General features: G+C 71.0%; 18 protein-coding genes and 2 pseudogenes. 8 read left to right on the top strand and 12 right to left on the bottom strand.

Going from position 1 to position 25,494, the window contains the following annotated elements:
• Genes pgsB through ACFWN1_RS11810 form a run of 3 tightly spaced genes read left to right on the top strand, consistent with a single transcriptional unit; the run spans nucleotide 1 to nucleotide 3,065 of the window.
• Nucleotides 1-1,494: a poly-gamma-glutamate synthase PgsB gene (gene pgsB / locus ACFWN1_RS11820; protein ID WP_384360143.1), complete on the top strand. Its 1,494-nt coding sequence runs from the start codon at nucleotides 1-3 to the stop codon at nucleotides 1,492-1,494.
• Nucleotides 1,491-1,973, top strand: a complete 483-nt coding sequence (locus ACFWN1_RS11815) for a poly-gamma-glutamate biosynthesis protein PgsC/CapC (protein ID WP_161187662.1) — start codon at nucleotides 1,491-1,493, stop codon at nucleotides 1,971-1,973. The genes pgsB and ACFWN1_RS11815 overlap by 4 nt, the downstream gene beginning before the upstream one ends.
• A 36-nt stretch (nucleotides 1,974-2,009) precedes the next feature.
• Entirely contained in the window at nucleotides 2,010-3,065 is a 1,056-nt protein-coding gene (locus ACFWN1_RS11810) for an NlpC/P60 family protein (RefSeq protein ID WP_384360141.1), read from the top strand.
• 72 nt (nucleotides 3,066-3,137) lie between these two features.
• On the opposite strand, the pseudogene ACFWN1_RS11805 reads toward ACFWN1_RS11810, so the two are convergent.
• Nucleotides 3,138-3,815: pseudogene (locus ACFWN1_RS11805) on the bottom strand (cation:proton antiporter); the annotation flags it as partial.
• 35 nt (nucleotides 3,816-3,850) lie between these two features.
• Between ACFWN1_RS11805 and ACFWN1_RS11800 the strand changes: the two are divergent.
• Nucleotides 3,851-4,102 carry a hypothetical protein gene (locus ACFWN1_RS11800; protein WP_384360163.1) on the top strand — a complete coding sequence of 84 codons (252 nt, stop codon included), beginning with the start codon at nucleotides 3,851-3,853 and terminating at the stop codon, nucleotides 4,100-4,102.
• A 311-nt stretch (nucleotides 4,103-4,413) separates the two neighbouring features.
• Here the strand turns inward: ACFWN1_RS11800 and ACFWN1_RS11795 are convergent, their stop codons facing one another.
• Nucleotides 4,414-5,496, bottom strand: a complete 1,083-nt coding sequence (locus ACFWN1_RS11795; RefSeq protein WP_384360139.1) for an NAD(P)H-binding protein — start codon at nucleotides 5,494-5,496, stop codon at nucleotides 4,414-4,416.
• A 127-nt stretch (nucleotides 5,497-5,623) separates the two neighbouring features.
• On the opposite strand from ACFWN1_RS11795, the gene ACFWN1_RS11790 reads away from it, so the two are divergent.
• Nucleotides 5,624-6,190: a TetR/AcrR family transcriptional regulator gene (locus ACFWN1_RS11790; protein ID WP_384360137.1), complete on the top strand. Its 567-nt coding sequence runs from the start codon at nucleotides 5,624-5,626 to the stop codon at nucleotides 6,188-6,190.
• 495 nt (nucleotides 6,191-6,685) lie between these two features.
• Here the strand turns inward: ACFWN1_RS11790 and ACFWN1_RS11785 are convergent, their stop codons facing one another.
• On the bottom strand, nucleotides 6,686-7,585 hold the full coding sequence (locus ACFWN1_RS11785) for an alpha/beta fold hydrolase (protein WP_384360135.1): 900 nt from the start codon (nucleotides 7,583-7,585) through the stop codon (nucleotides 6,686-6,688).
• A 100-nt stretch (nucleotides 7,586-7,685) separates the two neighbouring features.
• Here ACFWN1_RS11785 and ACFWN1_RS11780 point away from each other — a divergent pair, with 100 nt between their 5' ends.
• Nucleotides 7,686-8,114 (top strand): winged helix-turn-helix transcriptional regulator, encoded by a 429-nt coding sequence (locus ACFWN1_RS11780; RefSeq protein ID WP_384360133.1) that lies wholly within the window; start codon nucleotides 7,686-7,688, stop codon nucleotides 8,112-8,114.
• Between the two features lie 42 nt (nucleotides 8,115-8,156).
• Here the strand turns inward: ACFWN1_RS11780 and ACFWN1_RS11775 are convergent.
• The 8 genes and pseudogenes from ACFWN1_RS11775 to ACFWN1_RS11740 form a co-directional block, all read right to left on the bottom strand.
• Nucleotides 8,157-8,600 (bottom strand): annotated as a pseudogene (locus ACFWN1_RS11775) (DUF6042 family protein); the annotation flags it as partial.
• A 162-nt stretch (nucleotides 8,601-8,762) separates the two neighbouring features.
• The gene (gene tkt / locus ACFWN1_RS11770; protein WP_384360131.1) at nucleotides 8,763-10,988 is read right to left on the bottom strand and encodes a transketolase; all 2,226 of its coding nucleotides are present in this window, start codon (nucleotides 10,986-10,988) and stop codon (nucleotides 8,763-8,765) included.
• A gap of 157 nt (nucleotides 10,989-11,145) precedes the next feature.
• Nucleotides 11,146-12,801, bottom strand: coding sequence for a transaldolase (tal, locus tag ACFWN1_RS11765; protein ID WP_384360129.1), 1,656 nt, complete (start codon nucleotides 12,799-12,801; stop codon nucleotides 11,146-11,148).
• Nucleotides 12,802-13,337: 536 nt separating this feature from the next.
• A complete protein-coding gene (locus tag ACFWN1_RS11760) occupies nucleotides 13,338-13,553 on the bottom strand; it encodes a hypothetical protein (protein WP_384360127.1) in 216 nt (71 codons plus the stop codon).
• Complete coding sequence (locus tag ACFWN1_RS11755; RefSeq protein WP_384360125.1) at nucleotides 13,526-13,774, bottom strand: hypothetical protein; 249 nt, start codon at nucleotides 13,772-13,774, stop codon at nucleotides 13,526-13,528. Before ACFWN1_RS11755 ends, ACFWN1_RS11760 begins: the two co-directional genes overlap by 28 nt.
• A gap of 119 nt (nucleotides 13,775-13,893) precedes the next feature.
• A complete protein-coding gene (locus ACFWN1_RS11750; RefSeq protein WP_384360123.1) occupies nucleotides 13,894-16,305 on the bottom strand; it encodes a SpoIIE family protein phosphatase in 2,412 nt (803 codons plus the stop codon).
• Nucleotides 16,306-17,042: 737 nt separating this feature from the next.
• Nucleotides 17,043-17,690 carry a LuxR family transcriptional regulator gene (locus ACFWN1_RS11745; protein WP_384360121.1) on the bottom strand — a complete coding sequence of 216 codons (648 nt, stop codon included), beginning with the start codon at nucleotides 17,688-17,690 and terminating at the stop codon, nucleotides 17,043-17,045.
• A 2,017-nt stretch (nucleotides 17,691-19,707) separates the two neighbouring features.
• A complete protein-coding gene (locus ACFWN1_RS11740) occupies nucleotides 19,708-20,406 on the bottom strand; it encodes a hypothetical protein (protein WP_384360119.1) in 699 nt (232 codons plus the stop codon).
• A 143-nt stretch (nucleotides 20,407-20,549) separates the two neighbouring features.
• On the opposite strand from ACFWN1_RS11740, the gene ACFWN1_RS11735 reads away from it, so the two are divergent.
• A complete protein-coding gene (locus ACFWN1_RS11735; RefSeq protein ID WP_162469327.1) occupies nucleotides 20,550-20,843 on the top strand; it encodes a hypothetical protein in 294 nt (97 codons plus the stop codon).
• Between the two features lie 31 nt (nucleotides 20,844-20,874).
• The gene (locus tag ACFWN1_RS11730; protein ID WP_384360117.1) at nucleotides 20,875-21,510 is read left to right on the top strand and encodes a hypothetical protein; all 636 of its coding nucleotides are present in this window, start codon (nucleotides 20,875-20,877) and stop codon (nucleotides 21,508-21,510) included.
• 121 nt (nucleotides 21,511-21,631) lie between these two features.
• Here the strand turns inward: ACFWN1_RS11730 and ACFWN1_RS11725 are convergent.
• Nucleotides 21,632-25,494, bottom strand: a 3,863-nt coding sequence (locus tag ACFWN1_RS11725) for an FtsK/SpoIIIE domain-containing protein (RefSeq protein WP_384360115.1), incomplete at its 5' end; no start/stop codon positions are given.

Genomic DNA, 25,494 nt, shown 5'->3' with positions numbered 1-25,494 from the left:
GTGCTCTTCCTCTACACCGTGCTGCTGGTGTGCTGCGCGATCCTGCTGGTGGCGGGCATCGTCGAACAGCGGCGGCACCAGGCCAGCCTGGACCGGATACCCACCCGTGTCCTGGTCAACGGCATCCGGGGCAAGTCCTCCATCACCCGGCTCTGCGCCGGCGCGCTGCGCGGCGGGGATCTGATCACCGTCGCCAAGACCACCGGCACCGCGGCCCGGTTCATCCATCCGGACGCCACCGAGGAACCGGTGTACCGCAAGTTCGGCATCGCCAACGTGGTCGAGCAGATCGGCATCGTGCGGCGAGCCGCCGCGTACCGGCCGGACGCCCTCGTCATCGAGTGCATGGCCGTCATGCCCGCGCTGCAGGAGATCAACCAGTCGAAGCTGATCCGGTCCACGATCGGTGTGCTGTGCAACGTCCGTGAGGACCACCTCGCCGAGATGGGCCCCACCCTGGACGACGTGGCGCGCTCGCTGAGCCGGTCGATGCCGGAGGACGGCATCTGCGTCACCGCCGAGAAGGAGCGTTTCGACATCCTCCAGGAGGAGGCCGACGCGCGGAACTGCCGGCTCGTCTACGCCGACCCCGAGACGGTCAGCGACGAGGAGCTGCGCGGGTTCAGCTGGTTCACCTTCAAGGAGAACGTCGCGATCGCGCTCACCGTCGCCGAACTCCTCGGCGTCGACCGGGCGACTGCCCTGCGCGGGATGTACGAGGCCCCGCCTGACCCCGGTGTCCTCTCGGTCGAGCGCTATCTGACCCCGCAGGGCAAGCGGCTCCGCTTCGCCAACGTCTTCGCGGCCAACGATCCTGAGTCGACGCTGATGAACATCAATCAGCTCCTCGACCTCGGGGCCATCCACCGGCCGCTCAACGTGGTCATCAACTGCCGCCCCGACCGCGTGGAACGTAATGGGCAGATGGGGGAGATCATCCCCGACCTCGACCCCGAGCACGTCTTCGTCATCGGCCACCCCGCCAAGTCCGCCATCGACGCCATCCCCAGCGCGTTCCGGCCCCGTGCCGTGGACCTCGGCGGCGACAAGCGCGACCCCGAGGAGTTCATGGCCTCGCTGCTGGAGAGGCTCGGCCCGGATTCCTCACTGGTCGCCATCGGCAACATCCACGGCCAGGGCGAGATCCTGCTCGAGCACCTCACCGAACTCCAGGCCGACGAGAGCCCCGACGAGCCCGCGGACAAGGCTCCGGCCCACCCGCCGGAACGGCCCGACCACCCCGTGCACGCCGAGACCATGCAGCTCTATGTCCCCCGGATCGACCCCTACCAGGGCTACCCGCAGGCGTACGAGGACCGCTACGGCCAACAGCCGTACGTGCCCCATCTCCACGGACAGCACCCGGAAGAACGCCCGTACCCCGACCGGTACGACGCCTCGGCGGCGGAGCGCGACCTCTTCGAACCCCGAATACCGCCCACGAACCCCGCCGACCACACCCGGCAGTGGCACAGCCCAGGAGAACAGCGTTGATCCCCTCCGTCCTCACCCCCGAGATCGCCGCCATCGGCATCGGCCTGGGACTCATGTTCTCCCTGATGTGCTACCTGACGACCAATCTGTCGCCGGGCGGCATGATCACGCCGGGCTGGCTGGCGCTCACCCTGATCGAGGATCTCCAGCGGGCCGCGCTCGTGGTCGGCGTCACCGTCCTGACCTACGTCACCACGCTCCTGCTCCAGCGCTACGTGATCCTCTACGGCAAGCGGCTCTTCGCGGCCGTCGTGCTCAGCGGTGTGCTCATCCAGGCCACCGTGATCATCGTGCTGCAGACGGAGTTCCCGCTGCTCTACGCCAACCAGACGCTGGGGTTCATCGTGCCGGGCCTCATCGGCTACCAGTTGGTCCGCCAGCCCAAGGGGGCCACGCTGCTGTCCGTCGGCGGCGTCACCCTGGCCACGTACGTGGTCCTGACCGCCGGCATCCTGCTCGGCGCCATGCCGTCCGCCTGAATCCGCCTGTCCCCCGCACTCTGGAGCATCCACATCATGCCGAAGCGCAAAGGCAGCCCCGTCGTCCACGCGGCGACCGTCCTCGCGCTGCTCGCGGGCAGCGCGTACTGCACCTATGAACTGCGCAAGGACCAGCAGGACAAGGTCACCGTGCACACGGTCACCGACAGCGCGCTGACCACCTCGGGGGGCAAGCACGACGGACAGCAGACCTGGGAGCGGCTGAACGACCCCGCCCGCTCGGTGCTGCGCGACGGCAAGGGCGCGATCATCGCCGGCTTCACGGACGGGGCCCGCACCGCCGTCCTGAAGGGCCCCTCGCGCACCTTCGGCGAACCCGCCGGCACCAGCACCAAGGTGGTCACCGACGACTGGGTCCGCCTCATGCCCGAGCCCTGGACCAAGGGCGCCCAGAACCAGCAGTGGTTCAAGGACTGGTTCAAGGACAACTACGGCAGCCAGCAGGACGACGTCTTCGCCATCGCCTTCCAGTACGTGCAGAGCGCCCCGGTGAAGAAGGACGCGCAGGGCGTCCCGTACACGGGCGACGCCGTGTTCGGCCCCTACAAGCCGGACGGCGTGGACCGGTTCGAGCAGAACGACTTCTACGACTACCTCGGCATCCCGTACACCTTCCGCAGCGGCGTCACGATGCAGCCCCACACGGACCGGTACCGCGCCCTGGACTGCTCGGGCTTCATGCGGATGGTGTGGGGCTACCGGTCCCGGTTCCCGCTGATGGCCACCGACACCTCGGGCGACGGCCTGCCCCGCTCGGCCAACGGCATGGCCCGCTCCAGGACGGGTGTGGACATCATCAAGCTCCAGGGTTCCGCGCCCTGGTACGTCCGCCCCGCGAACACCGACCGGTTGCAACCCGGTGACCTGCTGTTCTTCAAGATGGACCACCGGACCGGCGACCACATCGACCACGTCGCCCTCTACCTGGGACTGGACACCGCCGGCCACAAGGTGTTCATATCCAGCCGCAAGGAGCAGAACGGCCCCACCATGGGAGACAAGGGCGGCGCCTCCCGCCTCGACGGCAGCGGCTTCTACGCGGGCCTGTTCCGCAGCGCGAAGCGGCTATGACGAAGCGGAGTGCCGACTCACAGAGGCGGCTCTCCTCGTACGGCTTAGCTCTGTCCAGTCATGTCTGGACAGTCATGTCTGGTCGACCGTGTCCGGTTCGTCCACCGTGTCGGTCGCTCCTGTGGACGGCGGAGACGGTCTCCGGGCCGAAACGCGGGCCCTCAGCCAGACGGCCGGCTTCCCGCCGTGGCCCGGTGCACCGCTCAGGGGCACGTACCTGGCCCACCGGCTCGTCGCCCGCCGTACGACGGGTTCCGTGTAGCGGTGGTGAGCGAGCCGAGGATGACCAGGATCAGTACGTACGCCGTGGCCGGTGGACCGAGCGAGGGCTCGGTTCCCGCGCTGACGGCGAGTCCGGCGATCACGATGGAGAATCCACCGCGGGCGACCGACGTACCGTCCGCCCGTCAGCGGCCATTGACCGACACACAGGCCCGCTGCACGGCCCAGTACCCCGTAGGGATCTTCGTGAGCGCGGTGACCACAGCCAGAGCGAGGCCGGGAGAAGTACGGCCGGGATGTCCGCTGGGTCGGTGTGCAGACCGAAGAAGACGCCGGCGAATACGTCCCGCAGCAGCAGTGCGAGAAGGTTGTGGGCGCCTCAGCGACTTCGCCGGACAGGGCGATACCTGCCAGGAACGCACCCACGGCGGCGGATACCTGCAGCTGCTGCGTGAGGCCGGCGACCGGCAGCGTGTGGCCGAGTACCAGCAGCAGCTTCTCGGGGTCGTCGCTGGAGACGAAGCGGGATGGGTCACTAACCGGTCCGCGTCCCGGTGGTCGAGGTGGCCCCGGGCCGCGGCTGTGTGGGCCCGGGTGCGCAGGCCCATGACGTTGTCGGCCGCCGACGGGTCGCGGACGACCAGGGTCCGGGCATCCACCGTGATGTCGTGGACGCCCCGTGCGGCGAGCAGTCCGGCGTGGCGGTGGGCCAGCGAGCCGTTGCGCAGACTTACGTCGGCTCTGAAGCGCAGTACGTGCCGGGCCAGTTCCTGGTCGTCGATGTCGAGTACCTGGGTGTCGTAGTCCGGGTCTGAACGAGCTGTCGACCGCGACGACCTCGGCCCCGCTGCGCGAGCGCAGCGCCACGGCGGCATCCCCCGTACCGGCTCCGACCTCCAGGAACACCCTGCCGGGCTTGGCGCGCAGGAGTTCGTTGAGCCGCTGCTCGTAGGCGGCGTAGAACGGCTCGACGCTCGGCCGGTCGGGGCTGTGTATGCCGTGGATGGTCAGCCGCGCGTTGGGGCGGGGCACCGGAACCTCGTGGACATGGCGGGAGTGGCGGAAGGGCCGCAGCCTGCCGGGGCGCGCGGCTCCGCGGTGGGGTGACGTGGGTCGGACGGGGGCCTCAGTCGAGGAGGAAGGTGCCGCCGGCGGCGATGGCGATGTCGGGGCCCAGGGCGGCTGCCGGGGTGAATGCGCCGGGCCTGCCTTCGCCCTTGGCGAGTCGGGTGGCGACCTCGGTGGCCACGGCTGCGGTGTAGTCCATGCCGTCGTCGGCGCGCAGCCATCCTTCGCGGCGGGTGCCGTCGGGCCAGATGATGACCGCGTGTCCCCAAGAGTGCCGGCGGGGGCGCGGTGATGCTTTGAGCTTGACTCCAGCCAGTCGGCGTACGGCGAAACGCCGCAGCGCGGGGATGGCCATCAGCCGGGCGGCGAGCGGGAGGACGGCCCGGACGACGGGTGAGGTGGGGGCCAGGGCGGTAGTGAAGGTGATTGAAGGGGCGTTGCTGGCCCGGTGGGCGGCGAGGAGTTCGGCGGTGGGAGCGCCGGCGGACTTCACCTTCTGCCCGTCGGGCAGCGTCAGGTGCTGGGGATCGGCGCCGAGGCGTGCGGTGACCATGCGGCCGTTCTCGTAGCGGCGTCCGCCGGTGGTCATCGAGTCGACGATGGAGGCGGCGAAGCCGGCACCCATGACGCCCTCTTCGGTCGCTACGGAGGAGAGGGCGTCGATGCGTACGGTGGCCGGCGTGGGGCGGTTCTCGCACAGCTTGACGACGACGGCTTCGGTGGCCAGGCAGCCGAAGCCGGAGGCCGTCACCATGGTGCTGCCGTGTGCGGTGGCTTCCTCGTGCAGGTCGAGCAGGCGGGGTACCGCGGTCAGGTCGGGGGCCAGGTCCAGGTAGTGGCCGCCCGGCATGCAGGCGCGGGCGAGGGTGGTCGCAGTGTCGGCGTAGTTGCCGATGGCGTTGAAGACCACGGCGGGCCGCTGCCGGGTGATCTCGACCGCGATGGCGTCGGTGCCGTCGGCGATGACGGTCCGCAGACCGAGGTCCGCCGCCGTCTTGCGCAGCCGGTCGCTGTCGCGACCCACCGGTACCGGGCGCAGTCCGCGGGCGAGGAGGCGTGTGGTGACGTCGCTGCCGATGCGGCCGCTCGCTCCGAGGATCCAGACCTCGTCGGAGCGGGTGTGGTGCGTGATGTCAGGCATGGGAACTCCTCATTGCGGCGCGCAGGCGACCGCGGGGATGGTCTGCATCCGACAGCGATGTCTCACTGTGTCATCACTGACCTTACCATCGATGACACAGTGAGACATCGGTTGCTATGGTCAGGCCATGGCCAGATGGGATCCCGGCACCGAAGGGCGCCTCGCGCAAGCGGCACTAGAGCTTTTTGCGGAGCGCGGCTACGAAGACGTGACCGTGACGCACATCGCGGAACGGGCCGGCATCACCCGGCGCTCGTACTTCCGCTACTTCCCGGACAAGCGCGAGGTACTGTTCGCGGGTTCGGACAGACTGCCCCCCGCACTGGCGGAGGCCGTGCTCACTGCCGACGACAGTGCCGCACCGCTACCCGCGGTCCTGGAGGCGTTCGCTCAGATCGGAAGCCGCCTCGTCGAGGTCATCGAGCACGCGGCCGAGCGCCGCGCAGTGATCGACGCCAGCCCGGAGCTCCAGGAGCGCGAGCGCACCAAACTCGCCGCGCTCGCCGACGCCGCCCGCCAGGCGCTGCGCGAGCGCGGCGTGGACAGCGATCATGCGAAGCTCGTCGCACGGATGGCCACGATCGCCTTCCAGAGCGCCTTCGAACGGTGGGTCTACACCGACGGCGAGCGGGACTTCCCGTCCTGTCTCCAGTCGGTCACCGACTCGCTCCGCGGCGCCCTGCCCGCGCCCTGACAGTGTGTTGCAGGCCACTGCCTCACAGAAGACCGCAAAGGCTCACGCCGTAGAACGCCGGTGTCTCGGCTCGACGGGACGCGGACCGGTTCGTGACCCAGTTCGACGATGCCGTGCGTGCGGGTCGCCTCACCTACGCCGTCACGTTCTTCGTCACCCCGGGCACCCAGCCCTCGTGCGACTGACAGCCCGCGGCTGCGAGGCGGCCCGCCCTCGACATCCGGCAGGACGCCCCCGGGCCCAGGCCGCCGTCGCTCTCGGACTCGGCCCGGACCAGAGGATGCCTGGGCTGCGGTCCGCTTCGCGACGGGATGAGACGGTGCGCATTCCGGCCTCCGCCCGCTCGCGCCGGCCACGCCCGCCACCTCAACGACGAGGAGCGACCGCCGGCGCCTGCTTGGGCCTGTAGTGCAAGGAAGCGGACGAGCAGGTCGCACAGGAGGTCGGGGGTCTCGCGCAGTTTGTGCAGTCCCATGTGGGTGGCGTGCGGCCGGGTCATGCGACGCGGGTCTCGGCGAGGTGGGGTTCGAGGAGGGCCAGCAGGGCGGCGGGACGGTGCAGGGGGATGATGTGGCCGCAGTCCGGTATGACGTGGCCGGTCAAGTCGTCTGCGTGCGGGCGCAGTTGGCGTTCGAGTGCGCGGCCCACCGGGTGGGCGCCGATCGTCAGCGTGGGGACGGTGAGGCGGCCCGCGTCGAGGGCCGCCCGTATCTGCCGGTCACTGGCCGCCAGTGACCGGTACGGGCCGAAGGCGCCGCGCAGCGCCTCCCTCCCGGCGTAGGTACGGGTGATCCCGGCGCGTACGTCGTCGCCCGGTACACCGTCCCCGAGGGTGCCGCGGTCGAGGAACCACTCGACGTAGCGCTCCTCGTGACCCGGCAGGACGGACTCCGCGAGGCCGGGTTCCGCGTGGAAGCCGAACCACCAGGGAGGCCCGGCGGCGAGGAAGTCCTCGGCGCCGGGCAGCGAGCCGAGCAGCGACTCCATCAGCACGAGCCGTCGTACGAGGCCGGGGCGGCGCATCGCCAGCAGGAACGCGGGCGGGGTGCCGACGTCGATGCCCACCACGGCGGCGGAGGTCACGTCCAGCGCCGCCAGCAGGCCTTCGGCGTCGGCGGCCAGGGTGCCGGCGTCGTACCCGCCGGCCGGGCGGGCGCTGTCGCCGAAGCCGCGCAGGTCGGGCGCGATCACGCGGTGGTGCCGCGCCAGTTCGCCGATCAGCGGGGTCCACAGCCGCCAGGTGTGCGGGAAGCCGTGCAGCAGCAGGACGGCCGGTCCGGCGCCGGCCGTCGCCACGTTGAGGTCGACGCCGTCGACCCCGACCCGGCGCAGTGTCACTTCGACACGGTGCGGGCCGCCGGGCACGGGGACGGTAGTGATGGTGGTCGCGGTCATGTCGCCCTGCTCCTCTGGTAACCGTTGGTGACAAGGGAACGGTAGGAAACTAAGCTGGGACGGCCAAGACCGCACTTCCCGTTCAGGTGGTGAGTCCCGGGTGACCTCCCAGGCAGCGAGACCGGCCAGCGCCGACGACGCGCGCGGCGATGTGTTCGACCCGGGGTGCCCGACGCGCCGGCTGCTCGACCGGATCGGTACGAAGTGGACGTCCATGGCGGTCAAGGTGCTGGCGGAGGCCGCCCCGGCGGAGGTGCGTTTCAGCGAGTTGCTGCGCCGGATGCCCGGGGTCTCGCAGAAGATGCTCTCGGTGACCCTGCGCAACCTGACGCGGGACGGTCTGGTCGCGCGCCGGGTCGAGCCGACGGTGCCGCCGCAGGTGCACTACCGGCTCACCGGGCTGGGGCTGTCCCTGGAGGCCGCGCTCGCGGTCGTCCGAACGTGGGCCGAGGAGCACATGGCCGAGGTCGACCGGGCGAACGAGCTGAGCGGACGGGACGAAGCGCCCCGCCCCCAGGTGAACTCCTGAACCACGGTCGCGGGAGTGCGGCCCGCACCCGCCGTCGGCCGGCTACCGCTTGAAGTCCACTTCCCGGTTGTCGTGGATGTGCTCCCAGTCCATGACCAGGCGGAAGCTGCGGTGGGCCTCCAGACGCTCCGCGTCGGCCGGCTCCTCGCCGCGCCGGACACGGGCGTCGCCGGATTTCACGAGTTCCGCGAGAACGAGCCGACGTCGTCGATGTCCTGGCCTGTGCCTGCCGCAAGCCGGGCCGGTGCGCGTCGTCCAGCGGACCCCGTCGAGGCGCTCGGTGAGTTCGGGGTCCAGGGGCAGCAGGTCGCCGGGCAGCGGCAGCGCGGCGGGCATCGACCACCGGGTGGCGCCCGGCGTGTCCTCGCAGCGGGCCAGGCCCCACGTCAGGTAGAGCTCGGACAGGTCGAGCACGGTGGTGGGCACGGGGAAGCCGGCGGTCGTCAGCATGGCGCCGAACTGCTCCCAGCGGGCCGCCTGGCCTGCCTCGCGGCCCTCCGGCGCCGCCTCGTAGTCGCATGCCTCCTGCTGCGGGTGTTCCGGGCGGCCACGGCCTGAGCCGTGGCCCGATCAAGGGGATCTTGTGCCGGCTTGCCGCTCAGTCGTCCGCCCGGGTGCCGCCGCCCCGCAGCCGGTCGACCGGGAGGACTAGGGACGGTCACCGGCGCTGCCGCTGGTGGGGGTGGAGGTCTGCTGGTGGCCGCCGGGGCGCGGCGCCCGCCGGGTGTCGGCGATGCTGTCGCGGGCGGCCGCCGCGACCGCTTCGGGGGTGATGCCGAACTCGGAGTACAGCCGCTGGTAGTCGGCGGAGGCGCCGTAGTGCTCCAGGCTGACGATCCGTCCGGCGTCCCCGACCACGTCGCGCCAGCCCTGTCCGATGGCGGCCTCGACGCTGACCCGGGCCCGTACTTCCGGCGGCAGCACCTGGTCCTGGTACGCGGCGGGCTGCGCGGCGAACCACTCCCGGCACGGCATTGACACCACGCGCGCCGCGATGCCGTCGGCCGCCAGCAGGTCGCGGGCGTCCAGGGCGATCGGCACCTCGGAGCCGGTCGCGACCAGGATGACGTCCGGCGCGGACGCCGCCGGGTCCCCGCCCGCCTCCGCCAGGACGTAGCCGCCGCGGGCTGCCTCCCGCGCGGGCGCGTACTGTCCGTCGGCCCGGTCCAGGACCGGCAGGTTCTGCCGGGACAGGATCAGCGCCGCGGGCCGGTCGGTGTGTTCCATGACGGTTTGCCAGCACGCGGTGGTCTCGTTCGCGTCGGCGGGTCGGACCACGTCCAGGCCGGGGATGGCGCGCAAAGCGGCGAGGTGCTCGACGGGCTGGTGGGTGGGGCCGTCCTCGCCCAGGCCGATGGAGTCGTGGGTCCAGATGTAGGTGGCCGGCAGTTGCATCAGCGCGGCCAGCCGCACGGCGGGGCGCATGTAGTCGGAGAAGGTGAGGAAGGTGCCGCCGTAGGGGCGGGTCAGGCTCTGCAGGGCGATGCCGTTGAGGATCGCGCCCATGGCGTGTTCGCGGATGCCGAAGTGGAGGGTGCGGCCGTAGGGGCCGCCCTTCCAGTCCTTGGTCTGGCGGTCGGCGGGGATGAAGGACGGCTCGCCGTCCATGGTGGTGTTGTTGCTGCCGGCCAGGTCGGCCGAGCCGCCCCACAGCTCCGGCAGCACCGGTGCCAGGGCGCTGAGGACCTTGCCCGAGGCGGCGCGGGTCGCCATGCCCTTGGTGTCGGCCGGGAAGACGGGCAGGACGTCGGTCCAGCCTTCGGGCAGTTCCCGCTTCTGCAGCCGGTCCAGCAGTGCGGCGCGATCCGGGTTGGCCTTCTGCCAGGCCGCGAACGTCTCGTCCCACCGGGCGTGGGCCCGGCGGCCGCGCTCAGCCGCCTGCCGGGTGCGGGCCAGGATCTCGTCCTCGACGGTGAAGTGTGCCTGCCGGTCGAAGCCCAGCAGGGTCTTGGTGGCGGCGACCTCGTCCTCGCCCAGCGCGGAGCCATGCGCCTTGCCGGTGTTCTGCTTGGTGGGCGCCGGCCAGCCGATCAGGGTCCGCAGCATGATCAGCGACGGGCGGCCGGTCTCCTCACGGGCGGCCTTGGTCGCGGCTAGCAGGGCGTCGACGTCCTCGACGTAGCTGCCGGTCCTGGTCCAGTCCACGGTCTGTACGTGCCAGCCGTAGGCGGCGAAGCGGGCGGGTACGTCTTCGCTGAAGGAGACGTCGGTGTCGTCCTCGATCGAGATGTGGTTGGAGTCGTAGAAGACGGTCAGGTCGCCCAGTTCCTGGTGGCCGGCCAGGGAGGCGGCCTCGGCGGTGACGCCTTCCATCAGGTCGCCGTCGGAGGCGATGACGTAGACGTGGTGGTCGAAGGGGCTGGTACCCGCTTCGGCGTCCGGGTCGAGCAGGCCGCGTTCGCGGCGGGCGGCCAGTGCCATGCCGACCGCGCTGGCCAGGCCCTGGCCCAGCGGGCCGGTGGTGATCTCCACCCCGCGGGTGTGGTGGTGTTCCGGGTGCCCGGGAGTGGCCGAGCCCCAGGTCCGGTACGCCTCCAGGTCGGACAGCTCCAGGCCGTAGCCGGCCAGGTACAGCTGGATGTACAGGGTCAGGCTGGAGTGGCCGCAGGACAGCACGAACCGGTCCCGGCCCAGCCACTGGTCATCGGCCGGGTCGTGCCGCATGACGTTCTGGAACAGCAGGTACGCCAGCGGGGCCAGACTCATCGCCGTCCCTGGGTGGCCGTTGCCGACCTTCTGCACCGCGTCCGCCGCCAGCAGCCGCACGGTGTCCACCGCCCGCACGTCGACCTCGTCCCACCCGGCCCGCTCCGCCACCGGGAGCGCCAGGGACGTGTCGCGTCGTGCGGTGCTGCCGGACTGTTCACTCGCCATGCCGTAGCTCCTTCGTCAAACCGGTGAGCGGAAGGCAGCACAGCTCCTGTACCAGGGGGTACCGGTGTGCTGCCGTCCGTGTGAGGTGCGTCATCCCGGGGGCCGCGACGATCCGCCAGCCTGCCGTGGGTCGAGTGGCGGATCGTCGCGGGAACGATCAACTGCTGGGCGCGGTCCGGGGGCCGAGCGCGCGGGTGGCCGCTGCGGCCCGCAGCTCTTCCAGGGCCGTGCTCTGTCGCTCGGCGCGTTCCAGCAGGGTGTCCAGCTTCGCGGCGTTCAGGCGCCGGTCGGTGTCGGCCAGGGCGCGCAGGGTGCGCCAGCACGCTGCCTTGCCCAGGACGCCCACGAGCATCCCCTCGGCTTCCAGGACGTCGCTGAGCGGGGAGCGCGAGAAGAGGTGGCCGTTGGTCTTCAGGCGCCCGGCCTTCTCCGCGACCCAGCCCAGGGCCACCTTGGTGCGGTCGACGGACACGCCCAGGTCGGTCATGGTCTGCGCCAGCGCGTCACGGTCCTCCTCCACCTGGCGGGCCAGGTCCGTGAGGACCGCCTCTTCCTCCTCGCCCTTCCTGGCACCGGCGGCGCGCCGGAAGAGCTCCAGACCACCGGTCGCCCCGGTGTAGTGGTCGTTGAGGTAGATCGCCAGCAGGCCGGCGCCGTCGGAACCGCCGTCCGCCGCCCCGGCTGCCGTACGGGTGCCGGAGCGCATCTCCTCGTCCACCGAGGCCCCGAGCTCCGCCCAGCTGGCTTCGAACTTCTCCAGCCCCTCGCGCTCCAGAGTGTCGGTCACGTCGGCGAAATCGACACCGACATCCTGCAACGACGCCAGGTGGGCTTCGGCGGCGGCGTAGTCCTCGGCGGCTGGCGCGTGGGCGGGCAGGGTGCCGTGGTCGGCGAACGCGGTCAGCGTGGTGCCGGGCATGGTGTTGACCGTACCGGCGATGACCAGTTCGCTGACGTACATCGTGTCCGGGTAGTCCGGGTTCTTCACTCCGGTGGACGCCCACAGCGGTCGCTGGACGTTGGCGCCTGCGGCGGCCAGGCGCTGCCAGCGCGGCTCGGCCACCACCTGCTCGTACGCCTGGTACGCCAGCCGCGCGTTGGCGACCGCGGCCCTGCCCTTGAGTTCCCGGGCCCGCGGACTGTCCAGGGCGTCGAGGCGGCGGTCGACCTCGGTGTCGACGCGCGAGACGAAGAAGGAGGCGACCGAGTGGATACCCGACAGGTCGGTCCCTGCCTCCAGAGCCTGCTCCAGACCGCTCTGGTAGGCGTCCATCACCTTCCGGTACCGGTCCAGGGAGAAGATCAGCGTGACGTTGACGCTGATGCCCCGGGCAATGGCGGCGGTGATCGCGGCCAGCCCTTCGCTGGTGGCCGGAATCTTCACGAACAGGTTCGGCTCAGCCACCGTCTCCCACAGCTCGACCGCCTGCGTGGCCGTGGCCCGCGCATCACGGGCCAGCCGCGGGTCGACCTCGATCGAGACCCGCCCGTCCACCCCTCCGCTGCTGCGGTAGACCTCGCCGAACGCCCGGCAGCCCTCGCGCACGTCATCGGTGGTCAGCGCGAAGACCGCGTCGTCGACCTGCGCCCCCTGAGCACCGAGGCGGGCCAGCTGGTCGTTGTAGCGGTCGCCCTCGGACAGCGCCGAGGCGAAGATCGTGGGGTTGGTGGTGACCCCGACCACGTGCTTGCCGGCGATCAGTTCCTTCAGCTCCCCGCCGGCCAGCAGCTCGCGGGACAGGTCGTCCAGCCACACCGACACCCCCGCGGCGGACAGCTCGGCGAGCGGATCGGACGAAGCGGATACAGACACGCGAAACCTCCAATTGAAGCGGTGCCGCCCAGCCCCGAGGCCGTACGTACCGAAGACGATGCCTGCCCGCGAAGCGGATTCATGGCAGCGGCGCCCGCTACCTTCCGTGTCTCCGTTTTCGCCCGCTCCACTCACCAAAAACCTCGCGTCCTGGCTCTGCCTTGCCGGGGAGCGCCCGACGACCACGCCACCGGCCCGCTCGCATCGGCGCCGCGCACGGACGCACCGTATCCAGACCATTTCGAGGGACCTCGTGCGGGAGTTCGTAGACGAGCTGCACGAGACCGAGAAGCAGCAGTACGAATTTGGGCTGCGGCGTGCCGCGGTCTTGGGGGCGCTGGTGCCGGCGTCGGGCGGGGTGAAGGAGGCCGCCGGGCCCGCGTCGTACCGGGACGACTCCCGGAGCGGCTTGCCGCCAGTACCAGCGATGAGCCAGCGGTCGGGCTCGGTGGTCTGGCGACCGTGGTCGGACAGGGCGCGGCTGGCTATGCAGTCGTCCAGGCCGCGTGTGGACTCGCGGCCGCGCAGGGTCTCCATCAGGTGCCGGCGCGCTTCGGCCAGGACGTGGCGGCGGGCGAATTCGCCGCGCACCGTGAAGACGACCGCGCGGCGACGTCGACGGCGGCCTGGACGACATCGACGTGCGGGTCGACCCGGGCGCGGACCGCCGCACCCGCCGCGCGGCAGCGACGCAGGAGCCCGTCGACCACCCGCTGGCCGAACTTCAGCAGTGCGGACGTCTTCCACCACACGAGCGGCTGCTCCAGCAGGTGGGGGGCTTCTTCTCGCGGTGAGTGTCCTGAGCCGCCCACCAGCCGAGACCGTGCCGGGTCTGCTCGCCGGGCAGCCGCCCGTGCTTCTGCGCGTACGTGCCGGCTATCTGCATGACGGAGCACAGGCCCGGCGTCACTTCCCGGGGCACGGTCGCCGACCCGAACTGCTCGCGGACCTCGGTCCTCGTCGCGGCGGCCACCACGTGTCGGTAGAGGCGGCGGGCGTCCAGCTTGACGGTTGCAGGAGTTGCAGATCAACAGACCAGACGGGATATGGGCAGCGGAAGCCGGAATACCCCTGCCTCGATCCGAAGCGGACTCAGGGAAGATCCTGGTCCGACCAGATCGACTTTCCCGACCCGGTGTACCGGTAGCCCCAGCGCTGGGACGCCTGGGCGACGAGGAAGAGGCCGCGTCCGCCCTCGTCGGTGGTCCTGGCATGTCGCAGCCGCGGAGAGGTGCTGTTGGCGTCGATCACTTCGCAGGTGAGAGCGCTGTGCCGGATCATGCGCAGCCGGATCGGCGGGGAGCCGTAGCGGATGGCGTTGGTGACGAGTTCGCTGACGATGAGTTCCGTGGTGAACTGCAGCTCGTACAGACCCCATTCCTCCAGTTGGCGGTTGGCGAGTGCGCGGGCCTGACGCACGGCCGCCGGATCGTCCGGGATGTCCCAGGTGGCGACATCTGCGGACGGGAATGATGTGGGCTTGACGAGCAGGAGGGCGGCGTCGTCCTCGAGGGGCCGGGAGAGCAGGGCGTCGACCACCCTGTCGCACAGTTCCTCCAGGGAGGTGTCCGTGTCGCGCAGAACCGAGCGCAGGCGGGCGACACCCTCCTCCATCTCCTGGTCGCGGTTCTCGACGAGTCCGTCGGTGAAGAAGGCCAGGAGGCTGCCGTCGGGGCAGGGGATCTCGGCGGCCTCGAAGGGGGTGTCTCCGACGCCCAGCGGAGAACTCATGGGGAGATCGGGTGTGGCGGTGGTGCCGTCGGACTGCGTGATCACGGGTGCGGGGTGGCCCGCGCGGGCAATCGTGCAGGTGCGGGCGACGGGGTCGTAGACGGCGTACAGACAGGTCGCACCGATGGTGCCCGGGAGGCTCACGTCGCCTTCGGTGCAGTCCTCGCGGGCCGGCTGTTCCTGGTACAGGCTCGTGACGAAGTCGTCCAGATGGGCGAGGAGTTCGTCCGGAGGAAGGTCCATGGCGGCGAGGGTGTGCACGGCGGCGCGCAGGCGGCCCATGGCGGCGGCCGCGCTGACGCCGTGTCCCACCACATCGCCGACGACCAGGGCGACGCGCGCCCCGGACAGCGGGATCACGTCGACCCAGTCGCCGCCGACGCCCGCTTCCTGGGAGGCTGGGAAGTAGCGCCAGGCGATGTCGACGGCCTCGTCAGGGCCGAGCCGTCCGGGCAGCAGGCTTCGTTGCAACGACAGGGAGATGCGGCGCTCCTGCGTGAAGCGGTGGGCGGCGGCCAGCGCGGAGCTCGCGTGGACGGCGAACTCCTCGGCGACCTGGAGATCCTCGTCGCTGAAAGGTTGGCCGGGGGCGGCTCTCATGAACGTAGCCAGGCCCAGTGCCGTGCCGCCGGAGGAGAGTGGGACCGTGATGGATGAGTGGAAGCCGTGGTCGTGGATCAACTTCGAGCGCCCGGGGGCGCCTTGCGCCCACTGACTCGACAGGGCGTCCAGGGGTGATTCCAGGATGCCCGCGCCGGTGGCGAGGCTCCGTGCGACGCGGGGCGAGGACCGGTAGGCGACGGGGCTGCCGATCCCGCCCAGGCCAGTCGCGTGGACTCCGCTGCCGGCCTTGTGCCCGGCGTGCTGGAGGAAGAGGGCGTCCTCGGCGCAGGCGGCGGTCTCCGTGCCCCGGACGACGGAGTCCACGAGGTCGATGGTCACCAGATCCGCGAAGTCCGGTACGCAGATCTCCGACAGCTCCTGGGCGGTCTCCAGGGGATCGAGCTGTTTGCCGCAGGCGCGCGCCCGGCTCAGCATCAGCTCTCGCCTGCGCCTCTTCCAGCGTTCGGTGACGTCGATCACGAGATAGCACAGCCCGATGGGTTCGCCCAGCCGGTCCTCCATGCGGAAGAAGGAGGCGGAGTACATGTGCTCGCCGGTCGGGTCCGACAGGATGGGACCGCTGTACTCGAAGTCGATCAGCGGCTCGCCCGTCTCCAGGACCCGTCGCATCTTCGCCTCGCCGGCGGCCACTTGCTCGGCGGGAAACACGGCGCTGACGGTGCGTCCGATCCGGTCGGGCGCGCCGGAGGTGCGCACCAGGGCCTCGTTGATCCACACGTATCTCAGGCCCATGTCCATCACCGCCATGCCGATGGGCGAGTGTGAGAGCAGGCCGTCCAGCAGGGAGCGGTTCACGCTCCGGAGCGCACCGTCACCGGGGTCGGGGGCGGACGCCGTCATCAGCCATTGCGCGCGGCCTGCGGGGTCCGGCATCGCGCACATGCGGACGCCCAGCTCAAGATCGTGGCCAGAGGCGTGCCGCAGCCGCGCGATCCCGCTCCACTCGCCGTTCTCCGGGCGGGGCGGACCGCCGCCCGCCGGGGTGAGTACCGCGTCGGCGGGGCGGCCCAGGATGTCGCTCGCCCGGTGGCCGAGCACGGACTCGGCGGCTGCTGACCAGCCGATGACGTTGCCCGCGCCATCCAGAAGGACCGCAGCAGACGGGCCGGTGGGGACGGACGGCTGCTGGGGAGGGGGTGCTTCTGTCATCCGGGACGCCGCCATCGCTTTCCGTCGAGTGGGCGCAGTGTCCGTTGTCCATGGAAATGGACCCTCCTGCGCCGGTCTGTATCATCGCGCCCTCGATCCCGACGAGAGAATCACCGGCGCGGCGCGTTCGGAGGCGCGTCGGCTACGACGCCGAGCGGCGCGGCCTCGGGAGAGGCACGGGCGACGCAGCCGTCGCCCGGGGCATGCCACGCGCCGCCGTCGCCATAGAGTTCCGGGGCGGCCGGGTCCGTCTCACAGAACGGCGCGATCTCCCGGGATCTGCCTTGTGGATCTTCCCGGAAGGACACCCTGTTGACCTTGTCGCCGTTCCAGCAGCGGGTGGGTCCTCCCGGTCTCAATGACCTGGGCAGCTGAGCAGATGATCGGGGCCATGCTCTGTCGCGCCCCGGGCACCGGTCTCGCAACGGTGACCATGAGCCCCGGTGCGGGGACCGGGGGCCGATCGGGGCGGAGGCCCGGGGGGAGCCGCTTACCTCGTCCTACTGGCCGCCGTACTGGTTCTGGCTGTCCTTACCGTGGCGTTCAACTTGTATATCACACCGGTCCCGGACGTGCATGACACCCCGCCTCCGGCGATGTCGGTCCCGGCTCCCTTCGGCGAGGAACGGAAGTCTGCGCCCAGTCGCCGGGGAACCGGAGGCGGAAGCGGAAGCGGAAGCGGCCGAAGCCTGCCGCGGTGGTACTCGCCGGTGGGCCCGACGCCGGGGAATGACACGTCACAGGGCGCCTATGCGCATCGCGTACGCCACCGCGTGGGTCCGGTTCCGCAGGTTCAGACGCCTGGTGACCGCGAAGATGATGTTCTTGATGGTGCGTTCGGAGTAGTTGAGCTTGGCGGCGATCTCCGTGGTGTCGAGGCCCTCCGCGAGCAGCCGGAGGACCTCGACTTCACGGCCTTCGAACCCGCCGGGGAGGATCGACCCCATCGGATCGCGCAGCAGCGTGCGCAATTCCTCGATCAGCGATCTCAGCAGTTCTCCCGGCATCTGGGCGCTGCCTGCCCGGCTGCTGAGCACGGCCTGCACGATCTCCGGGAAGCCGGTGTGTGCCCGGGGCAGCACACTGACCAGGCCGTGCCGCACCGCTCGGGCCAGCCGCGGTCTGCTGATGCGGTCGGCGACCAGCACGATCCGCATCTCCGGGTTGGACGAGACGGTCGACGCCTCCTCCATCCAGGACATGGTCTCCTCCGTCACCTCGTAGGCCAGGACGAGGACGACATCGGCGCGCCCCACCTGGTCGGCGGGCAGCAGGACCGTCCCGTCCGACCTGCGCAGGAGTACTTCGGCTCCCTGCAAGGACACCGGATCGGCCGCCCGGACGACGATCGATATCGGGGTGGGGGATTTCTCCTTGTGAGTCAACGCGGGTCCTCCAGGATCGGCGCGACGTGGTCTCGATGCACGATCGCGATGATGTGGGGGGGGGGTGGTTCCGGGAGAGCGCCTCACCGTGGAACCGCCGGCCGGATGGAGTCCGAGGGCCGGTGTTGGGCGCACATGTCATTGATGGTTCAACGGCTTCCGTGCCTCATGCCGTTGCGGCGGTTCGTCGTGCTGTATCCGTTCCGCCGCCTCGCAGGGTCGGCTCCGTCATGTCAGTTCCGGGTGGCGGGCCCCACGGCGGCTGAGTGTGCTGCGGCGGCCCGGAATCCGCCGTCCGGGGAAGCGCTTTCACCGCCCTCGGGACACGGGAGAGCCCGCGTGCCCGCAGGCACACGCCCGCCGCCGCCGTGACGAGCACGGATGTGCCCGCCAGATGTGCCCGCAGGGGCTACCACGGCACATGAGGAGTCACCGGTCTGCCTCCTCGATCCGCAGTACGGGTGCACTCGCCGGAATCCGATGTCCCCGGAGGTTGTCTCGGCATCTGTCGCGAAACGAAAGCCGCGTGTGAACCCGTGCCTTTCGGCGCACAGCTGCACTACCGAATCAGGCGCATTCCCGTACATGCCCACCGTCGTTCCACGCGACAATCCTTGCTCGTTCCGAGGGACCATACAGCCGCTTTCGGCCGCTGCCACGCACAAGGCGACTCCCCATAATGAGAGTTGCCCTTTGAGGCATTTACATTGCGCGATCGATCAGACAACCGGGTTACTCGAAAGTACGTTTGAGCAGATCCAGACAGCGTACGGCCCGGTTCGAATGCCAAGTGATCAATGGTCGCCGCCGTCTATTCCGGACGGCCCTTGGAGCACCACCGTTTCCGTCGTGACAATGCCTCCATGACGCAGTGGTTCAGCAGGCACCTGCCCATGGCTGACGCATGCTTGTGGTTCGAGATCGACAACCGGGTCGGACTCGCGCGCCACGTCGAACTGAGTGGGCCTCCCGAGAAGTCCGTGACGCTGGACTCCGCGTCGGATTGGCGAGCCGAAGGGGGATGTTTCGAAGCTGTCCGGCGTGCCGCGCGGGCAGCTGCGAGGCGCGTTCCCGTCCGGGCGCCGGCCTGCCGCCGCGCCCGCAACCCGGCACGCGCGCCACGCATGCGCCGGACGCGCGTCATCCTCGGGGCGCCGACCCCGAGCCCATACCGCCGTCGGGCCCGGTGAGCACGCACGTGTGGACCACGGCCCGCCGGCGCAGGTCGGACTCCAACCGTTCCGACGACACCGCCCGGCCCTTCCACAGGCCCTCGTCGGACACAAGGTCCGGGGAGCCGCGTGCGACCGCGAGCGTATCGCGGCTGGGCGGCCGGACGGTGGCGTACGGCGGCGAAGTGCCATACGGACCGAACCACGGGCCCGCCGGGGTCACGACCACCCCGTGGTGGAGTGTGTATCCCGGCGCCGTCCGGTCCGCCGTACCTCCCAGCACCGGCGGCATCCGGCACTCCGTGACGCGCACGGCGCGGAACCGCAGCTGTCGGCCGCGGCGGATACGTCGTCGAGCCCGTTCCTGCCGGGCCGTCCGCCGAGCGGGCCCGGCCCCGAGTTCCCGGAACCGGAAGACGGTCGAAGCATCGAGACAGTGCGCACAGCCGCTCACGTCGCTGCGGATGACCGCGTACCGCTTCGCCTGCCACAACGGCAGCATCGGCATCAGGGCCGCCACGGTGTCCTGAATATGCTCGAAATCGGCTGCCGTGGCGGAACGGACCGCCCCGGACGCCGCACGCGGAATGAATTCCGGAGTGATGGTCGGTTTTCTGTCGCAGCGTCCAGTACCAAGGAACTACGGACTCGAGACGGCACGGTAGCCCTTTCCCGCAGCGCCTGGTGAGCGACGCGGCAGACTTTTCCCTGGGCGAGGCATCTCGCAGAACATCGCATTGCCGAGGGAATCAATCGACCGATTACTGCCGGCATGGCTCACCGCCGCACCGCGATCCATGGCGGTGCGCCGGGGTGAGGAACGACAGTCCACGGAGCCGCGTGGTTCAGCGCACCGCCTTCTGCCCCTTGGGGCCGACCGCGAACCACTTGCCGTCGAGACCCTGGCCGTTCAGGTCGCCGGCCCCGGCGTCGCCGGAGAAGCGGTAGACGGGCCGGCCGCCCACGGTGACCTGGACCTTGCCGTCGGCCCGGCGGATGGCTCCGACGTCCTTCGGGTTCACGCCCGCCAGATAGACGTTGCCGCCGTCCTTGATGATGACCGGGGGCCACTTCGTGGCGCAGGCGTCATTGCAGTTCGACTCGCCCGACTCGGCGCTGTCGGCGTCGAAGCGGTACAGCGCCGCCTGATTGATGTTGATCAGGTGGGGTGTGGCAAGGTCCGGCGAGGTCACCGCGGACAGCTGGACCCACTTGGGCGGCGTTTCCTGGACCGCCGCGCCGATCACCGTGCCGCCGGTCCCGTTGAGGCCGGCGTCACTGGCGGTGGAGTCGACCACCTGGAGCGCCGAATTGCCCGCGCCGCCCTGCGCGGGCGCGGCGGGCGCCGCGGACGAGGTGGCCGGAGCCGGGGCAGAGGTGGCCGGAGCCGAGGCAGAGGTGGGCGGGGCCGAGCTGTCACCGATCTGGATCACCTTGCCGCACCCGGTCAGGCTCACCAGGCCGCAGACGGCGAGAGCGGGGGCGGCGAAGGCACGGCGGGCCGCGGTGCCGTGGGACAGCAGGCCGCTGAAGAACGAGGTCATGCTGTCAACACGAGACAGGCCCCGGGAAAGGTTCACCACCGTGCCCCGTTCCGCGCTGCGGTGCTCCCCGGTGAACGTTTCACCGCCCCCGTGTCGTGGTTCTCCCGCAGAGCAGCTCTCACGCGCAGGATCAGGAGCCCCCAGTGTCGTCGAACGTGAACATCCCAGGGGACGAACTCGAAGAGGCCCAGAAGATGCTGGACTTCGTGCACGACAACATCGACATCGGACACCACACGTTCGACTTCGATGCTGCTTTCGGCCCGGAGCTGTCCCGAGGGTCCGCGCAGCACTTCGAGGACCGCTGGGAGGACGGCAAACACCAGTTGCAGAAGCAGGTGGAGGGCGTCCGGGACGCCATCCAGCAGATCCTGGACGCCTTCGAGAAGACCGACCGGGACGCGGCCGCTCATCTCGGCGGCGGGTCCGGAACGTGAGACTACCGATGGACACCGTGAAGGACGGACGATGAGCACGGCGCAGCGTTTTCTGCTGGACATCCCCGATCAGTGGGATCAGTTCGATCTGGGCGGTGAGGAGTTGGCACAGGTCCGCGCGCAAGCGCTGGCCTCGACCGACGATCCCCGGGCGAAGGCCGAGATCAACGACATGTTCCGGCAGGGCCGGGAGGTGACCCGGGCGGCCCGGCGGTACGGGGCGCTACTGGCGTCGGGCACGGCGACCCTGTATCCCGAGGGCCTGTTCATGGCGTACGGGATGGTCTTCGCCGTCACCACGCCCGCTGGTCACGAACTGACCCTGCCCGTCCTGTCGGCACAGCTGGGCATCTCCTCGGCCACCGCCGAGGTCCCCAAGGACCGTGTCATCACTTCGGTGCAGGTCCCCCACGTCGGCCACGCGGCCCGGGTCACCGGCACCGAGGTGACCCGGCTGACGGCTGACATCGGCGTCAAGCTGCTGACGATGCACACGATACTGCCGGTGCCCGGCAGCACGCAGGACTTCCTCGTGGTCACCCTCGCCAGCCCCAACCTGCCGCTGAAGAACGAGGTGTACGACCTCTTCGACGCGATCACCGGCACATTCCGCTTCCTGACCGCCGAAGGGGAGCAGGTCCCCGCGCAGGCGGGTTCCGGTACCTGACCGTTGCGCCCCGCTGAATCCGGCCGTCCCGCGGCAGGGGCGGGAGCCCCGTCCCCCGGGAAGGTCAGGGGGACACGAGGAGGGGCTCCCCCACGGGGACGTCGAGGGAGCCCCTCCGGCGTCACATGCCGGCTTCCAGGTACGGCACCTGGACGCTCCTGAGGGTTCCGTCGCCGAGGTGGATCAGGCCTCGCCCCGGCTGCGGGGCCTGGCCGACCAGGCCCCGGGTCAGCTTCACGCCGATGACCTCGCCGTCGCTAAGTCCCTGCGGGGACAGGAGCATGCCGCTGCGGTTCCGCTTGACCTGTCCCATCCATCCGGCCAGGGACAGCGACAGCGACTCGGCGTTGCCTGCCACGAGCACGCCCCAGCCGGTGCCGGCGCCGCCGCGGGCGAGCAGTGCGAGATCACGGTCGATCTCGGCTCCCATGAACAGTTCGGCGTCGTCGACGACGATGACGCCGTACTCCTGCGAGACGCTGTTCAGTGCCTGCCGGAAGTCGCCCGACGGCACGTCGGCGTCGGTGAACAGGGACACCACTCCGGGTCGGCTCTGGAGGGTGCGCAGGGGCGAGCGCCTCGGGGCCAGCACGATGAGCCCGGTGCCTGCCGCGAGCAGGGACTCGGACGCGGCGAGCAGCGCGGTGCTGCGGCCGGTGCGCGGCGGTCCGGCGATCACGAAGGTGGGGACGTCCGTGAGGTCGGGGCCGAGCGAGGCGAGGATGTCTCCGCCGACGGCGACCAGGGGCCGCATGGCGGCGGCCTGCGGGTGCAGGACGACGGCGTCGGCGTACGAGATCCGCTCGGGCAGCACGTCGAGCCGGATCGGGCGGCGGGCGGCGGGCACCGCGCTCTCCCGCTCGGTCAGGTCCTCGCCGAGGGCCGCGAGGACCTGGGCCTGGGCGGTGCCCGCCAGGTCCTCGCCGAGGACGGCGATCTGTGCCTCGCTGAGGTCCTGGGTGCGGATGCCGCGGCCGGGCTCCGGGTCCGTGGGCGCGGACTTGGTGGGGATGCCGACGCTGGAGTAGTCCTGTCGGTCGTTGAGCCTGAGGACGATCTTGTCTTCGGTGGTGCCGGAGAAGCGGCTGCCGCCGAGTACACGGTCGCCCGCGAGCACGACGTGGATACCCACGCCCGCACCGTCGCGCAGCAGCCGCAGCAGGCGCTCCAGGTAGCTGCCGTTGTCGTAGGAGGTGAACTCGCGCTCGAAGACCTCGAACCGGTCGACCATCAGCACGATGTGCGGGAGCCGTTCGTGCGCGGACTGGCCGCGGCGCAGTTCGGTCAGATCGGCCGTGCCACGGGCGCCCAGGACGGTTTGGCGGAGGGTGAGTTGGGCCCCGAGCCGGTCCAGGAGGCGGCCGAGGCGTTCGGTCTGGGTGCGGTCGACGACCGCGCCGCAGTGCGGCAGCGACGTCAGCACGTTGAGGGCGCCGTTGCCGCAATCGATGCCGTACAGGTGCACGTCGTCCGCGCCGTGGGCCTGGCCGAGCGCCGCGGCCAGGGTGCGCAGCGCCTGGGAGCGGCCGCTGCGGGGCGAGCCGATGACGTGGAGGTGGCCCGCCCGGTCGACGTCGAACGTGAGAGGTGCGCGGGTCTGCTGGGCGGGCAGGTCGACCATGCCGTACGTGACGGGGGCCAGGGCCGCCTCGCGTTCGGCGGCGGGCTTCGGCGCGGGCGGCATCGTCCAGGGCAGCACGCCGGGCAGCGCCGGAAGCCAGGGGCTGGGCTGGCGCGGCACACCGGCGAGGCCGGCCGCCTCGGCGACCGCGCCCACGAGCACCGCGAGGTCGGTGACCGCCTCGCTCCGGGCGCCGGCGGCACCGCCGCGCGAACGTGCCTCGGGCAGCGGACCGCCCAGATCCCGCCATGACACGGGCACGGCGTCCACGGCCACCGGCGCCCAGGTGGCGGGCGGGCCGCCGGGGCGGCGGCCGCCGACGCGTCCGGACTGGAAGGGCAGCAGCGCCGACGGGCCCAGCCGGGCGTAGGCGCGGCCCGGGTTGGCCGGGGAGATGTCACCGGAGTCGGGAGCGTCGATTATGTCGCGGCTCTCGCTCGTGTCGGTGGTGCGCAGGGCGATACGCAGGTTGGTGTTGGCCCGGATGTCCGGGGTGACCGCGCCGCCCGGCCGCTGGGTGGCGAGCACGAGGTGGATGCCGAGGGACCGGCCGCGCTGGGCGATGTTGACCAGCCCGGAGATGAAGTCGGGCAGTTCGCGCACCATGGAGGCGAACTCGTCGATGACGAGCAGCAGTCGGGGCAGCGGGGGAAGGATGTCGCCGCCGCGCGAGCGCCTGTCGAGGTAGTCCTCGATGTCCTTGGCTCCCGCCTGGACCAACTGTGTCTCACGGCGGCGCAGTTCGGCGCCCAGGGAGACCAGTGCCCGTTCCACGAGCCGGGTGTCGAGGTCGGTGACCAGACCGACGGTGTGCGGCAGGTCGGCGCACTCGGCGAAGGCGCTGCCGCCCTTGTAGTCGACGAGGACGAACGTCATCTCGTCGGGCCGGTTGACCACCGCGAGCGTAGCGACGAGCGTCTGGAGGAGTTCGGACTTGCCGGAGCCGGTGGTGCCGGCGATCAGCGCGTGCGGACCGTCGCGCACCAGGTCGACGGCGAACGCGCCGTCGTAGCCGACTCCGAGCACGGCCCTGGTCGAGCGGCCGCCCAGGGACCATCCGGCCGCAAGGGCCTGCGCGGTGGGCGGTTCGATGGCCAGCAGGTCCAGCAGGCGTACGGAGCCGGGCAGCGCGCTCTCGTCGCTGTCGCCCACGCCTCGCAACGGGGCAAGCGCCCGCGCGAACTGCTCGTACCAGTACGCCTCGGGGAAGTCGCCGCGCACGTTTTCCAGGGCGGCGGCGGAACCGGTGCGGGCCTTGGCCGTGATGGCGTCGGCGCCGGTGACGACGACGGCGCCGCACTCCTCGGGCAGCAACCGCTCCTCCCGGTCGATGCAGATGGTGTAGACGCCCACGGCCGGACCGTCGCGCAGCAGGCCGATCACACCGGGCAGGGAGCGGGCCCGGCGGGCCTCCTCCAGGACGACGAGGATGTCGGGGCAGCCGTTGACTCCGCCCCGCGCGACCTCCGGCCCGGCGGCGCCGCGGGCGGCGACGATCTGGCCGAGTTCACCGATGCGGCGGGCCAGCGAGTCGGCGGTGCTGCCGATCAGGGCGTAGGCGTCCTCGCCCTGCGCCTGGGTGTGTGGCAGCCAGCGCGTCCAGGACCAGTCGTGTTCGCCGGAGGGCCCGGCGAGGACGACGATGCGCAGGTCGGTGGGGCTGTGCAGGGCGGCGGCCTGCGCGGTCAGCCAGCAGGCCTGGCGGGTCGCGCCGGGTCCGGCGACGCCCGCGACACCGGCCCGGCGCAGCGGCACGGCGACGGGGACCTGGTACAGCCACGGCACCGTTTCGCGCCGGTGCTCGCTCTGCTCGGGGTCGTCGACGCTGACCGCCGACGGGAGATCGGTGGTGCCGGCGCGCATGGTCAGGAAGTCGGGGTCCCGCCAGCGGCGTTCCCACAGCCGTTCCGACGGCCGTACCGCCATCTGCAGCAGTGCCGCCGGATCGGGCAGGGAGAGACGGAGGTTGTGCTGTTCCTCCAGGACGGCGGTCTCGATGTCCGCGCGCACCGCGGCCGCCGACCGGTCGTACTCCTCCTTCGACTCCAGGTACTTCAGCATCGCCTGCTTGCGGCCGCCGAACTGGGTGACCAGGGCGGCGATCGGCGAGAGCAGGGCGATGAAGACGAAGGACCACCGTTGGGTGACCAGGATGGCGATCGCGGCGCTGCCGGCCGGCAGCAGCAGGATCGGCAGGAGGGGGATGGGCCGCTTGTCGGGCTTGACGGGAGGGGTCGGCAGCCGGAACTTCGCCCCCGCCGCGGGCGGCAGGAAGCGCGGCGGCCGGTTGAACTCCAGCCCGAGTCCGTCCTCCGCCGCGATCAGCGGGGCGCGGGCCGTGCGCCGTGAGGTCAGCTCCAGCT

The organism is Streptomyces sp. NPDC058459 (assembly GCF_042721685.1).
In the GTDB taxonomy this organism is placed as follows: domain Bacteria; phylum Actinomycetota; class Actinomycetes; order Streptomycetales; family Streptomycetaceae; genus Streptomyces.
Note: the sequence above shows the minus strand (reverse complement) of the source record. Positions and strands in the feature narration are given on the sequence as shown.